The sequence below is a fragment of the Mycoplana sp. ABR4_002 genome (genome assembly GCF_056159645.1).
Genome location: NZ_JBSWVO010000001.1, coordinates 1628238 through 1641913 on the forward strand (window position 1 = coordinate 1628238; position 13676 = coordinate 1641913).

A 13676-nucleotide genomic window follows, 5' to 3' on the forward strand; every position below is an offset into this window, starting at 1 on the left:
ACCGGCGGTTCTTGAAGGAAAAGCCCCAAGGACCCGGGCCGGCCTTGTCCACAACCAAGAAGCCTGAACAGCAAGGGAATGGCGGAAAGATGGCGGGGCACCCATGATCCCGGGAAAACGTGCCTCCCGGGGTCCGGATTGCCGATATGGGCTGGCTCAGCAGCTGGTCTTGCCGCAAGCGCGGACGTTGGCCACCTTGTCGCTGAGCTCGTCGACCCCGACCGCGCCGAACACGGCCTCGTTGCCGACCACATAGGACGGGGTGCCGGTGATGCTCAGGCTCTGCGCCAGCGTGTAGGCCTGGCGCACCGCCTCGTCATGCGGCTTTGCCTCGATCTGCTTGCGGATGTCGGCCTCGCTGACGCCGAGTTTGACGGCAACGGCGATCGCGCTGTCCTCGGTCGCGCGCTCTTCGGCGCCGAGCAGCGTCCGATGGAACTCGCCGTACTTCTCCGGGGCGAGGTCGCGGAAGGCGGCGCTGACCTTGTGCGCCGCCAGCGAATCCGGGCCGAGGATCGGCAGTTCCTTCAGGACGAAGCGGACATTCTTGTCGCTCTCCAGCAGGGCGTCCATGTCGGCAAGCGCACGCTTGCAGTAGCCGCAATTGTAGTCGAAGAACTCGACGATGGTGACGTCGCCGTCCGGATTGCCGAGCGAGATGTCGGTCGCGTCGTCGAAGATCGCCTTGCGGTTCTCCGCGATCGCCGCGGTCGCCTGCTGTTGTTGTGCCTCCGCCTGCCTGCGCTGCAGCGCCTCCTGCATGTCGATCAGGATCTCCGGATTGGCGAGCAGGTATTCCTTGATGTAGGCCCCCATCTCTTCCTTCTGCTTCGCGTCGAGCGCGAGCGCGGGAAGCGCGAGGGAAGCGGAACTCGCGAGCGCGAGCGCGGCTGCGAGCGTGATGCCGGAGATGCGAAACATTCTTTCCTCGTTACGGTGTGGCGACCGCCCCTTGGCGGTGCGTTCCTTTTTCCCGCGTGTCGACATCCTCGCGGTGCATTGCGACGACCTTAGGGCGCGGTGGTTGCCAACGAAACAGCAAAAGTGGCCGAATTCCGATCCTCCCGGGATTGTGAACAGACCTTTCTTCCGGCAAGGAAAGGCGGAGCCTCGATGCGAGTTCCAGGGAAAGACGGTCATGAAGATATCGAGACGCAGCGCGGTCGAGCCCTTCCACGCGATGGACGTGCTTGCGGACGCAACGCGGCGGCGTTCGGCCGGCCACCCGGTCATTTCGATGGCGGTCGGTCAGCCGGCCCAGCCCGCGCCGCGCGCGGCGCTGGAAGCGGCGCGGGCGGCGCTGGCCGACGGCCGGATCGGCTATACCGAGGCGCTAGGCCTTCAGGGCCTGCGCGCCGAGATCGCGGCACACTATCGCGCGCGCCACGGCGTCGACATCGCGCCCGAGCGGGTCGCGGTGACCACCGGCTCTTCGGCGGGCTTCAACCTCGCCTTCCTGACCTTGTTCGACGCGGGCGACCGGGTCGCGATCGCCCGTCCCGGCTACCCGGCCTATCGCAACATCCTCGCCGCCCTCGGGATTGAGACGATCGAGATCGAGGTCAACGCCGAGAACGATTTCACCATGACGCCGGAGAGCCTCGAGGCGGCCCAGGGCGTGTTCGGAAAATTGTCCGGGATCCTGCTGGCGAGTCCTGCCAACCCGACCGGAACCGTCACCAACCGCGCGCATCTGAAAGCGCTTGCGGACTACTGCGCCGCCAATGCGATCACCTTCATCTCCGACGAGATCTACCACGGCCTGACGTTTTCGGGCGCGGAGACGAGCGCGCTCGAACTGACCGGCGAAGTCGTCGTCATCAATTCCTTCTCCAAATACTACTGCATGACCGGCTGGCGGATCGGCTGGATGGTCCTGCCCGATGCGATCGCGCGTCCGGTCGAGCGCCTGGCGCAGAGTCTCTATATCTCGGCCCCGGAGATCTCCCAGGTCGCAGCCCTTGCCGCACTCGGGGCCGGCGAGGAGCTCGACCGGCACCGGGAAGTCTACCGTCGCAACCGCGACCTGCTGGCGGCTCGCCTGCCGGAGATCGGCTTCACCGTCGCCTCGCCGATGGACGGGGCCTTCTACGCCTATGTCGACGTCGGCCGCTTCAGCAACGACAGCATGACCTTCGCCCGCCGGATGCTGGCCGAGATCAACGTCGCGGCGACGCCGGGGCACGACTTCGATCCGGTCGGCGGACATCGCACCATGCGCTTTTCCTTTGCCGGCTCGCACGACGAGATGGTCGAGGCCACCGACCGCATCGCCGCCTGGCTGAAATAGCCCCGACCGCGTTCCTCCATGGCCGCGCAGCGAGGACGCGCATTGCGTGCCGAGCGGCCGCCATCAGCAGAGACGAAAAGACCCGGCGCGAAGGCCGGGTCTTTTTGTTGTTGCGGGGTGCGGTGTCAGAAGAAGCCGCGACGCTGCCACCAGCCGCCCTTCTTGGGCTTCTCCGGCTCGTCGTCGCTCTTGTCCTGCGAGGTGGAGGATTTCACCACCGGCGTCGTGGCGATCGTGGTGAGATCGCGGTTCGCACGAGCGGGTTTGGCCTCGTCGAGATCGGCGGCCGCTTCGGTCACTGCCGGTTCCGGCGCGGGCTCCGCGACCGGCTGGGCCTCGACCTCGGCCTGTGCCGCTACGTCGGCTACCGCTTCTGTGACCTCGGCCACGGCCTCGGCAGCCACTGCCTCGACGGCTTCGGCCTCCGGTTCCGCCTTGGCCTTCGCCTTGCGGGTTCGGCGCGGCTTGGGAGCCGGCTCGGGCTGTACCTCGGCGGCAACTTCGGCCTCGGTTGGCGCGGGTTGGCCCTCGATCGCCGCCTCGGCGGCGACGTCTGCGTCCAGTCCTGCGGCCTCGGCTTCCTCGACGGCCTCCGCGTCCGTCGCCCCTGCGACGTCTTCGCCCGCCGTTACTCCGGCTTCATCGCCGCGGTTGCGGCGCCCGCCGCGCTTGCCGCGCCGGCGCCGCTTGCGCTTCGCCTGGTCGCCATCGCCGCTCGAGCCCTCGGCACCGGCCGTCGCCTCGTCGGCCTCGTCGACGTCTTCGTCCTCGTCGCCCTCGTCGCCCGGCTGCTCACCGCCGAACGAGGCGGTGTCGCTGCCTTCCTCGTCGCGCCCGCCGCGACCGCGCCGGCGGCGCCGACGCTTGCGCTTGCGCCCGGACTCCTCGGCGGCCTGTGCCGGGGAGGCGACAACCTCGGCCTCTTCGTCGGCAAGATCCTCCTCGATGACGATATCGTCGTCATCTTCCGGCTCGGGCGCGAACTGCACGAACTGCTCGATCTTGACGGGGTTCTCCACCGGTTCGCCCCGGTCGATGGCGAAGTGCTGCGCGCCGACATGGGCATCCGCATCGACGATGATGTGCAGGCCGAAGCGAGCCTCGTAGTCGTTGATCGTGCCACGCTTGTGGTTGAGCAGGTACAGCGCGATGTCCGGCGTCGTGCGCACGGTGATGTTGTGGGTGGTGTTCTTGAGCAGGTACTCCTCGATGCCGCGCAACACATGCAGCGCGACCGAGGATTGCGAGCGGACGTGGCCCGTGCCGTTGCAGTGCGGGCAGGCCTGCATCGTGCTCTCAAGCACCGAGGCGCGAATGCGCTGGCGCGACATTTCCAGCAACCCGAAGTGCGAGATGCGGCCGACCTGGATGCGCGCGCGATCGTTCTTCAGGTGGTCCTTCAGGCGCTTTTCGACGGAGCGGTTGTTGCGCTTCTCCTCCATGTCGATGAAGTCGATGACGACCAGGCCGGCGAGGTCGCGCAGGCGCAGCTGGCGCGCCACTTCCTCGGCCGCTTCCAGGTTCGTCTGCAGCGCCGTCTCCTCGATCGAGTGCTCGCGCGTGGAACGACCCGAGTTGACGTCGATCGAAACCAGCGCCTCGGTCTGGTTGATGATGATGTAGCCGCCGGACTTCAGCGTGACCTGCGGCTGCAGCATACGGTCGAGCTGGCCCTCGATGCCCGAGCGCGAGAAGATCGGATGGATGTCGCGATAGGGCTGAACCACCTTGGCGTGGCTCGGCATCAGCATCTTCATGAAGCCCTTGGCTTCCTTGTAGCCTTCCTCGCCGGCCACGACGATCTCGCCGATGTCCTTGTTGTAGAGGTCGCGGATCGAGCGCTTGATCAGGCTGCCTTCCTCGTAGACGAGGCAGGGCGCGGTCGAGTTGAGCGTCAGCGTGCGCACGTTCTCCCACAGGCGCATCAGGTACTCGAAGTCACGCTTGACCTCGACCTTGGTACGGTTCGCGCCGGCGGTGCGCAGGATCACGCCCATGCCCTGCGGCACCTCGAGATCGCGGGCGATCTCCTTCAGCCGCTTGCGGTCCTGCGGGTTGGTGATCTTGCGGGAGATGCCGCCACCGCGGGCGGTGTTCGGCATCAGCACCGAATAGCGGCCGGCCAGCGAAAGATAGGTCGTCAGCGCCGCGCCCTTGTTGCCGCGCTCTTCCTTGGCCACCTGAACCAAAAGGATCTGCCGGCGCTTGATCACCTCCTGGATGCGATACTGCTTGCGCGGCTTGCGCACCACCCGGTCCGGAACTTCCTCCATCGCGTCTTCGGCGCCGACGGATTCGATCTCTTCCTTTTCTTCGTGATGATCGTCGTCGTCGTCGTCGTCGGACCGCCGCCGAACATCTTCCGAGATCACGTCGGTATCGACCATCGCGGCCATTTCGCCGGGCGTGGCGCCGTCGTCGTCGGTCGCTGCGGCTTCCTCTGCGGCAGCCTCGTCCGCTGCTGCGGTCTTCTTGGCGCGCGGCTTGCGCGGCTTGCGGGCCTTCGGCTTGGTTTCGCCGTCCGCCGGAGCCGCCTCGACGACCGGGGTCGCCTCGACCGTGGCGTCAGATTCGGCAGCGACCGAAGCCGCCTCGGACTCTGTTGCGGTCGCAGGGGCGGCCTTGGCCTCCGTCTTCGCGGCCTTTTCTGCCGCCTTGTCGGCGGCAGTCGGGGCGGTCTCGACGTGCTCGATGTCGTCGTCGCGACGGGCCTCCTCCGCTTCGGCGCGGAGCAGGGCCTGCCTGTCGGCGAGCGGGATCTGGTAGTAGTCGGGATGGATTTCCGCGAAGGCGAGGAAGCCGTGGCGGTTGCCGCCGTAATCGACGAACGCCGCCTGCAGCGACGGCTCGACCCGGGTTACCTTTGCCAGGTAGATGTTGCCGCGGATCTGCTTCTTGTGTTGCGATTCGAAATCGAACTCTTCTATGCGGTTGCCGCGTACGACAACGACGCGCGTCTCCTCTGCGTGAGACGCATCGATAAGCATCTTGTCTGCCATGAATATTCTGCTCCTCGGCGCAGACGTAGCCTGTCTGGCGACCGGTCCACGGGGGACGACGGATCGGAAGGCGGGAGCGCTGCGCCGGATAAGTGATTTCCCGTCCGGTTGGGCTGAGCGGGCCGCGGCCAGACAACGGCTGGTACGGTAACGCACCGGAGCCTGTTAACTTCTGACAAATACCGCAGCGACAACTTCAAGTTCCAAACGAGAATGCCAAAGCCATAGACCATTACGGTCCGATGAAAGCGGCCCTGAGGGCCATGGTGGAACACCACCTGTGAATTGGTCCGGCCACCGCCGGATTACCGCGATTCCAGTGTCCGGGAAGAACCACTGCGACGGCCGATGAAGGCCTGTTTCGGCGCCAATTCCAATAGGTTGGCTGCCCGTCTGCGGGCGTCTATCCCGTCTGTGCTTTTTCCCTGAATTCGCTTTTATGTTCAAGATGTCACAATGGCAAGGAAAAAGCCGGCGCCGTCACAATTATGATCTAATCGCGCCGGATGGAGGGCGAGGTTGCCGCGGCGCGGTAATTTCGGATTAACCCTGCGGCGGCATCTTGCGGCGGCGCTGCGCAGGGTTGGTTTTGATATACTGGCCGCGCCCGAATCAGTTCGGTTTCGGGCTGCTGCGGGCGTGTAACGGGCGGTTGGATGCAGGACGAGGGATGCGGTGAGGGGCTCAGCGACGCGAACGAACCATGCGGTACGGCTGGCGAGAGGGCGTTTGCGGGGGCTCGCCGCAGCGCTGGCGCTGGTTGCCGGCATCGTTTCCTCGCTCGGTACGGCCGTCGCGGCCGAGCCGGCGGCGACGACGGGCGCACTTCCCCTCGCCGATGCGGCGCTTCTGGCCTATTCCGGTCGCCTTGCGGGCGACGACGCGCGGACCCGGCTGGTCCTCGACTTCGACCGGCGCCCGGACTTTTCGGTTCATTATGTCGCAAACCCCTATCGAATCCTGATCGACCTGCCAGAAACGGTGTTCGGCCTGAAACCGGACGAGATGGCTGCGCGCGGGTTGTTCTCCGACGTTCGCTACGGGGCGATGGCCGCGGGGCGCTCCCGCATTGTGCTCACCGCCCGCCGCCCGGTTAGCGTGGTCGCCTCCGAGGTGCGCTCCGAGGAGGGCGGCGCGAGCTACCGGCTCGTGCTCGACACGGCGATTGTCACCGAGGGCCAGTATTCGCAACTGCTGGAGGTCCAGCAGTGGAAGGGCGTTCCGGCGACGCCTGCGGCCACGGACAAGGGGGCGCTGCTGCCGGGGGCTGAGGCGGGCGGTCGCTTCGTCATCGCCGTCGATGCCGGCCATGGCGGGATCGACAACGGTGCCCAGGGAACCGCGACCGGCACCCACGAGAAGACGGTGACGCTGGACTTCGCGCGGGAACTGGCGGCGGCGCTGAACGGGTTGCCGGCGACCGAGGCCTTTCTGACGCGGGAGCAGGACGAGTTCCTGTCCCTGCCGCAGCGGGTCCAGCTGGCCCGCAACCGCGGCGCCAATCTCCTCATTTCCGTGCACGCCGACACGCTGCGCCAGAAGGACATTCGCGGTGCGACGGTCTACACCATCTCCGACAAGGCGTCCGACACGTTGGCCGCCAATCTCGCCGAGCGCGAGAACCTGTCCGACCAGATCGCCGGCATCGCGCCCGACGGCGGCCCGCCCGAGGTCGCCGACATCCTGATCGACCTGACGCGGCGGGAGACGCAAGGGTTTTCCATCAGCCTCGCCAACGAGGTCGTCGGCGCGTTCGAGGGACAGGTGAACCTGATCAACAACCCGCACCGCCACGCCGGCTTCCGCGTGCTGCAGGCCCCCGACGTGCCATCCGTGCTGCTGGAGCTGGGCTTCCTGTCGAACAAGGAGGATGAGAAGTTGCTCCTCGATCCGGCCTGGCGGAAGAAGGTCGCCGGGTTGCTCGCCGAGGCGGTGCAGCGCTACCGCTCCACGGTGACGGTCAATGGCGGCTGAAAGCGTGGCGATGTGCCGAAAAAGTGACAGCACCGGCAATTGTGCCGTAGTCATCGTGTATCGATTGCAGTAAGCCCTATTTTCCTCACATTCGAGGCTCTACTCGGAGCGCTGCGGTTGAGAAGGCTCTTGGGGCGAGTTTCTGTCGCCGACGGGATGGCGGCCCGCACGTTGTGTACGCGCGCTCGGCGCCGCCATCGTCCTGGCTGATGAAGTGATAGGGTACCGGTAACGGCACATGCTCAGATTGATTGGATATTTTTTCGGGATTGGCACCGTCTTTTTCCTCGGTGTGGCCGCTATTGCTGCGGTCTATCTCGCCAGCGTTACGAAGGATTTGCCCGACTACGAGGTGCTGAACAGCTATGCCCCGCCGGTGACGACGCGCGTGCACGCGACCAACGGAGCGCTGATGGCCGAGTATGCGCGCGAGCGCCGGCTCTACCTGCCGATCCAGGCGATTCCTGATCGCGTCAAGGCGGCCTTTCTCTCGGCCGAAGACAAGAACTTCTACAATCATCCCGGCGTGGACGTGACCGGCCTGTTCCGCGCGATCGTGACCAATGTCCAGCAGATGGGCTCCGGCCGGCGACCGGTCGGCGCCTCGACCATCACCCAGCAGGTCGCCAAGAACTTCCTGCTGTCGTCGGACCAGACCATCGACCGCAAGGTCAAGGAAGCGATCCTGTCGTTCCGCATCGAGCAGGCCTATTCGAAGGACCGGATTCTCGAACTCTATCTCAACGAGATCTTCTTCGGGATGAACTCCTACGGCATCGCCGGCGCCGCTCTCACCTATTTCGACAAGGCGGTTACCGAACTCACCATCGCCGAGACCGCCTATCTGGCCGCGTTGCCGAAGGGGCCGAACAACTATCATCCGTTCCGCAAGGTCGAGGCGGCGATCGAGCGCCGCAACTGGGTGGTCGACCGGATGGTCGAAAATGGCTACGTCAGCCGCAGCGAGGGGGACGAGGCCAAGAAGCAGCCGCTCGGCGTGACGCCGCGCAACCGCGGCTCCTACCTCTTCGCCTCCGACTACTTTGCCGAAGAGGTGCGCCGGCAGATCATCGAGCGCTACGGGGACAATGCGCTCTATGAAGGTGGTCTGTCGGTGCGCACCTCGCTCGATCCGCGACTGCAGGTGATCGCCCGCAAGACCCTGCACGAGGGCTTGATCAGCTATGACGAGCGCCGCGGCTTCCACGGTCCGATCAAGACGATTGATGTCGGTGGCGACTGGGGCGTGGAGCTCAGCCAGGTGAGCGCGTTCAGCGACGTGCCGGAATGGAAGCTTGCGGTCGTGCTGGCGGCCGACGGCGAGGGGGCTGACATCGGCCTCCAGCCGCGCAAGGAGCCGTCTGGCAAGATCGTCGAGGAGCGCGTCACCGGTCGCATTCCCGCCGAGCAGATGAAGTGGGCGTACCGTTCGGCCAAGGGCGACCGCAAGACGGCGAAGTCGCCCGCGGGTGTCTTTGCGGCAGGCGACGTGGTCTATGTCGAGCCGACCGCGGACAACGGCGTCTATCGCCTGCGGCAGCCGCCGAAGGTGCAGGGCGGCATGGTCGCCATGGATCCCCACACCGGCCGCGTGCTGGCGATGGTGGGCGGTTTCTCCTACAGTCAGTCCGAGTTCAATCGCGCCACGCAGGCGATGCGCCAGCCGGGCTCCTCCTTCAAGCCCTTCGTCTACGCCGCAGCGCTCGACAACGGCTACACGCCGGCCTCGGTGATCATGGATGCGCCGATCGAGATCGTCGCCGGCGGCGAAGTCTGGCGCCCGCAGAACTATGGCGGCGGCGCGGCTGGTCCCTCGACGCTGCGTCTCGGCATCGAGAAGTCGCGCAACCTGATGACCGTCCGGCTTGCCCAGGACATGGGCATGGACCTCGTCGCCGAATACGCCGAGCGCTTCGGCGTCTACGACAAGATGTACCCGGTGCTGGCCATGTCGCTCGGCTCCGGCGAGACCACCGTGTTGCGCATGGTGTCGGCCTATTCGGTGCTCGCCAATGGCGGCAAGCAGATCAAGCCGTCGCTGATCGACCGCATCCAGGACCGCTACGGCAAGACCATCTACAGCCACGAGGAGCGGACCTGTGAGGGCTGCAACGCGTCCGGCTGGCAGGGGCAGGACGAGCCGACGGTGATCGACAACCGCGAGCAGGTTCTCGATCCGATGACGGCCTACCAGATCACCTCGATGATGGAGGGCGTCGTCGCGCGCGGCACCGCCGCCGGCAAGATCAAGGTCGATCGTCCGGTGGCCGGCAAGACCGGCACGACCAATGACGAAAAGGACGCCTGGTTCGTCGGCTACACGCCGGACCTCGTCGCCGGCCTCTATCTCGGCTTCGACAGCCCGGCGCCGCTCGGTCGCGGCGCCACCGGCGGATCGCTGTCCGCCCCGATCTTCAACGCGTTCATGCAGGCCGCGACCGAAGGTACCCCGCAGTCGAAGTTCATCATCCCGGAAGGGATGCAGATGATCGCCGTCAACCGCAAGACCGGCATGCAGGCCTATGAAGGCGAGCCGGACACGATCATGGAAGCCTTCAAGCCGGGCACCGGACCCGCTGACGTGTTCTCCGTCATCGGCGGCGAGGAATATATGGAGCCGGAGGAGATCCTGCGGAGTTCCCCGCAGGCCAACCAGGCCGTCACCGGCGGGCAGAGCGGCCTGTTCTGAGCAGGTCGCCGCCGGGTGAAAAAAGGCGGGCGTCGCCACGCTCGCCTTTACATCCTCGGGTCATGTGACTATTCACGGCCCCAACTCGCCAACAACAGAAGAAACGGACATGCGCGCGGAAATCGAGAATGTGGTCGACGAAATCAAGCAGGCCATAAGCCTGCTGAGGAGGCATCTTTGACTGGGACCAGGCGATAAGACGACTGGACTGGTTGAACAACAAGGCAGAGGATCCGAACCTCTGGAACGACGCCTCCGAGGCGCAGAAACTGATGCGCGAGCGCCAGCAGCTCGACGACGGCGTCAACGGCCTGCGCCACCTCGAGCAGCAGCTGAAGGACAATATCGAGCTGATCGAGCTCGGTGAGGAAGAGGGCGACGCCGACATCGTCAAGGACGCGGAAAACGCGTTGAAGGAGCTGCGGACGGAAGCCAATCGCCGCCAGGTCGAGGCAATGCTTTCCGGCGAGGCCGATGGCAACGACACCTATGTCGAAGTGCATTCCGGCGCCGGCGGCACGGAAAGCCAGGACTGGGCGAACATGCTCCTGCGCATGTACACGCGCTGGGCCGAACGTCAGGGCTTCAAGGTGGAGCTGCTGGAAATCCACGACGGCGAAGAGGCCGGCATCAAGTCCGCGACGATTCTCGTCAAGGGCCACAATGCCTATGGCTGGATGAAGACCGAATCGGGCGTGCACCGGCTGGTGCGCATCTCGCCCTATGACAGCAATGCCCGCCGCCACACCTCGTTCTCGTCGATCTGGGTCTATCCGGTTGTCGACGACTCGATCAACATCGAGGTCAACGAGAGCGACTGCCGCATCGACACCTACCGTTCGTCCGGCGCCGGCGGCCAGCACGTCAACACGACCGATTCGGCGGTGCGCATCACCCACATCCCGTCGGGAATCGTTGTCGCCTGCCAGCAGGAACGCTCACAGCACAAGAACCGGGCCAAGGCCTGGGACATGCTGCGCGCCCGTCTCTACGAGGCCGAGCTGAAGAAGCGCGAGGAGGCGGCAAATGCCGAGGCGGCGTCGAAGACCGACATCGGCTGGGGGCACCAGATCCGCTCCTACGTGCTGCAGCCCTATCAGCTGGTCAAGGACCTGCGCACGGGCGTCGAGAGCACCTCGCCCTCGGACGTGCTCGACGGCGAGCTCAGCGAGTTCATGGAAGCTGCGCTTGCCCACCGCGTCAGCGGCGGTGCGGATGCGGTTGTGGAAGACATCGCCTGAACCGGCGGAAGCGCGCTGGCAAAGGCCCCCTCGGGGGCCTTTTCTGTTTCAGGCGTCGGAACTGGTTTTTTGCGTCCTTCGGGCCGCTGACGTCCGTGCGTCGGCACGAGGCCGGCTCCCGGATCAATACTGGAACTGTTCGGCGAGGATACGTTCCGACCAGGAGTGGTCGGGGTCGGACAGCAGGATCGCCGTGCAACTCGGCGATTCGGCGATGCTGACCCCTATCACCGATTTCACCTCGGTATAGTCGGCAACGGCGTTCACCGGACGCTTGTCCGCTTCGAGGATGTCGATCTCGACGGTGACGTGATTCGGCAGCAGCGCCCCGCGCCAGCGCCGAGGCCGGAACGGGCTGACCGGCGTCAGCGCCAGAAGCGGTGCCTCCAGCGGCAGGATCGGGCCATGGGCCGAGAGATTGTAGGCGGTGGAACCCGCCGGCGTTGCCAGCAGCAGGCCGTCGCAGATCAGTTCCTCGAGCCGCGTGCGACCGTCGACGGTCACGCGCAGCTTCGCTGCCTGGTAGGACTGGCGGAACAGGTAGACTTCGTTGATCGCGAGCGCCTGGCGCCGGTTGCCATCGACATCGACGGTGTTCATCTCGAGCGGGCGGAAGACGTTCTCCACGGCGTCGGCGATTCGTTCCGGCAGGCCGTCGACGCGGTAGCGATTCATCAGGAAGCCGATCGAGCCTCGGTTCATCCCGTAGACCGGCTTGCCGGAGTTCATCATCAGGTGCAGCGTCTGCAGCATGAAGCCGTCACCGCCAAGCGCAACGATGACGTCTGCATCCTCCGGTGCGGCATTGCCGTAGTGGCGGACCAGTTCCTGGTGAGCCTCTTGCGCCTCGGGCCCCTGCGCCGCCACGAAACAGAACGATCCGATGCTGCTTTTCATGCCCCGCGCCGCGCCTTCTCCGCCACTGCCCTGGCCGGCACATGTGCCGGCAGCCCGCCGATCCCATGGGCGGGCACGCCTTTGTTGCACGCATCGCCGCCCAGCGCATTACAAAATTTGCCGCTGTGCGCATGCCGCCGGCTGCCGGCGGCACGCGCACAGCAGTGGTTACCGGGCGTTTACCCTACCGGTTTAACATTCAGGCTTGGCGGGCGAGGGGCGGTATGGCGGTCGACTGGGTGCAGACGTTGGAACGGCAAGGCGCGATCATCCGGCGCCTGCTTTCCCGGGTCCCCGAGATCCTCGCCCGGGATGGCCTGACCCTGGACCAGGCGCTCAGCCTCGCACGCATTGTCGAAAAGGGCGAGCAGGACATCGATCGGATCCGGACTGAAATGCGTGCCGCCGACCTGCCGCAGCCCTACCACGACGCCGCCGATGCGCTTCAGGAAATCTACCGAACGCTGTTGGCGGCTACCGACGAGAAGATCAGGCACCTCCGCCGCCTGCGGCTCGTTGCGGCGCCGGACTAGACGTGGCGGTCGTAGCCTCGCCGCGCAAGATCGGCCGTTCCTGGCCGGCCCGCCAGGCCGCGGCAGCCTCGAACCATTCTCGTTTCGTTTCTCGCTCTTTCGATCTAGCAACCGGACTGGGCGGTATTAACCAACCCTAAATCGTGTATGGTTGTAGAGCGGTCGCTTCGGCGCCGCACCATCATTCCTCACATACGGGCATCGGGCGGCGCCGTTGAAGGTGCCGGTTCGTCGTTGTTCGTGGCGCTGACGTTATGTGTCGCCGGCCGTGCTGCGCGCGAACGCGGCTGCGCGGCCATCGCATTCCCTCTGTCATGTCCTGCGGCCCGGGCCGCCGCCGGAATGAAAGGAAGACGCAATGGCTGCATTTCTGAGACGGCTCTCGAACCTGATCAATGACTGGCTGCTGGGGGTGTCGACGCGGGGGACCGAGCCCGCCGAGAGGGACGACGCGGTCTACTATGCCAGCGTGGACTACTCCGACACCAGGGACGTGCTCCGGCGGCTCGCGTTGAAGGATACCGATGTCTTCGCCGACATCGGGTCCGGCAAGGGGCGGGTCGTATGCCTGGCCTCGCGCATGAGCGTGCGAAAGGTGCTCGGCGTCGAGTGTTCGCCGAAGCTGTCACGCCTGGCCCGGGCGAACGTCCGGCGCATGCGGGGGCGCCGCGCTCCCGCCGAGATCCACACGGTCGCCGCCGAGGAGTTCGACTATTCCGGCGTGAGCGCCGCCTATCTGTTCAATCCGTTCGAGGCCAACGTTCTGGACACGGTCCTGCACAAGATGCGGTCGGATCGTGCGGGGCGGAGCGTGACCCTGGCCTTCGTGATGGAGTCGCCGGCGCAGCGAGGCGTCTTCGACGCCCATTCCTGGCTGGTCTGCCGCCGGCGCTGGACCGACGGCGCGGGGCACCCGGTCGCGATCTATCAGTCCAGGGACGAGCAGCGCGCGACGGCCCCGATGCGCGGCGATCGGCCGTCGCTGGTGGCACGGCGGACCGCCTGACGGCTGCCGCGGCAGCCCCGCGAGCACCCGGCCGAGATCGGACAATG

Annotated in this window: 9 protein-coding genes; 6 read left to right on the top strand and 3 right to left on the bottom strand. The window is 65.9% G+C overall.

Annotated features, from left to right (window positions below):
- Positions 1 to 156: 156 nt before the first annotated feature.
- Positions 157 to 921 carry a DsbA family protein gene (locus tag ACXAGF_RS07790; RefSeq protein WP_475015849.1) on the bottom strand — a complete coding sequence of 255 codons (765 nt, stop codon included), beginning with the start codon at positions 919 to 921 and terminating at the stop codon, positions 157 to 159.
- 217 nt (positions 922 to 1138) lie between these two features.
- Between ACXAGF_RS07790 and ACXAGF_RS07795 the strand changes: the two genes are divergently transcribed.
- Positions 1139 to 2290, top strand: coding sequence for a pyridoxal phosphate-dependent aminotransferase (locus ACXAGF_RS07795; RefSeq protein ID WP_475015851.1), 1152 nt, complete (start codon positions 1139 to 1141; stop codon positions 2288 to 2290).
- Between the two features lie 125 nt (positions 2291 to 2415).
- On the opposite strand, the gene ACXAGF_RS07800 is transcribed toward ACXAGF_RS07795, so the two are convergent.
- On the bottom strand, positions 2416 to 5289 hold the full coding sequence (locus ACXAGF_RS07800) for an Rne/Rng family ribonuclease (protein WP_475015853.1): 2874 nt from the start codon (positions 5287 to 5289) through the stop codon (positions 2416 to 2418).
- A 675-nt stretch (positions 5290 to 5964) separates the two neighbouring features.
- Here ACXAGF_RS07800 and ACXAGF_RS07805 point away from each other — a divergent pair.
- The 3 genes from ACXAGF_RS07805 (at position 5965) to prfB (ending at position 11193) form a co-directional block, all read left to right on the top strand.
- On the top strand, positions 5965 to 7263 hold the full coding sequence (locus ACXAGF_RS07805; protein ID WP_475015855.1) for an N-acetylmuramoyl-L-alanine amidase: 1299 nt from the start codon (positions 5965 to 5967) through the stop codon (positions 7261 to 7263).
- Positions 7264 to 7501: 238 nt separating this feature from the next.
- Positions 7502 to 9952, top strand: a complete 2451-nt coding sequence (locus tag ACXAGF_RS07810) for a penicillin-binding protein 1A (protein ID WP_475015858.1) — start codon at positions 7502 to 7504, stop codon at positions 9950 to 9952.
- A 109-nt stretch (positions 9953 to 10061) separates the two neighbouring features.
- A protein-coding gene (gene prfB, locus ACXAGF_RS07815) for a peptide chain release factor 2 (protein WP_475015860.1) occupies positions 10062 to 11193 on the top strand; the annotation gives its coding sequence in 2 pieces (ribosomal slippage) (positions 10062 to 10130 and positions 10132 to 11193; 1131 coding nt in all).
- A gap of 123 nt (positions 11194 to 11316) precedes the next feature.
- Here the strand turns inward: prfB and ACXAGF_RS07820 are convergent.
- Positions 11317 to 12090: an NAD kinase gene (locus tag ACXAGF_RS07820; RefSeq protein WP_475015863.1), complete on the bottom strand. Its 774-nt coding sequence runs from the start codon at positions 12088 to 12090 to the stop codon at positions 11317 to 11319.
- Between the two features lie 224 nt (positions 12091 to 12314).
- Here ACXAGF_RS07820 and ACXAGF_RS07825 point away from each other — a divergent pair, with 224 nt between their 5' ends.
- Positions 12315 to 12623 carry a hypothetical protein gene (locus ACXAGF_RS07825; protein WP_475015865.1) on the top strand — a complete coding sequence of 103 codons (309 nt, stop codon included), beginning with the start codon at positions 12315 to 12317 and terminating at the stop codon, positions 12621 to 12623.
- A gap of 358 nt (positions 12624 to 12981) precedes the next feature.
- On the top strand, positions 12982 to 13629 hold the full coding sequence (locus tag ACXAGF_RS07830) for a class I SAM-dependent methyltransferase (protein ID WP_475015867.1): 648 nt from the start codon (positions 12982 to 12984) through the stop codon (positions 13627 to 13629).
- The last annotated feature ends 47 nt before the right edge of the window (positions 13630 to 13676 follow it).

Bases quoted from the DNA above. Each gene is read 5' to 3' on its own strand.
- ACXAGF_RS07790 (WP_475015849.1), bottom strand. From the start codon at position 921: ATGTTTCGCATCTCCGGCATCACGCTCGCAGCCGCGCTCGCGCTCGCG.
- ACXAGF_RS07795 (WP_475015851.1), top strand. From the start codon at position 1,139: ATGAAGATATCGAGACGCAGCGCGGTCGAGCCCTTCCACGCGATGGAC.
- ACXAGF_RS07800 (WP_475015853.1), bottom strand. From the start codon at position 5,289: ATGGCAGACAAGATGCTTATCGATGCGTCTCACGCAGAGGAGACGCGC.
- ACXAGF_RS07810 (WP_475015858.1), top strand. From the start codon at position 7,502: ATGCTCAGATTGATTGGATATTTTTTCGGGATTGGCACCGTCTTTTTC.
- ACXAGF_RS07820 (WP_475015863.1), bottom strand. From the start codon at position 12,090: ATGAAAAGCAGCATCGGATCGTTCTGTTTCGTGGCGGCGCAGGGGCCC.
- ACXAGF_RS07825 (WP_475015865.1), top strand. From the start codon at position 12,315: ATGGCGGTCGACTGGGTGCAGACGTTGGAACGGCAAGGCGCGATCATC.
- ACXAGF_RS07830 (WP_475015867.1), top strand. From the start codon at position 12,982: ATGGCTGCATTTCTGAGACGGCTCTCGAACCTGATCAATGACTGGCTG.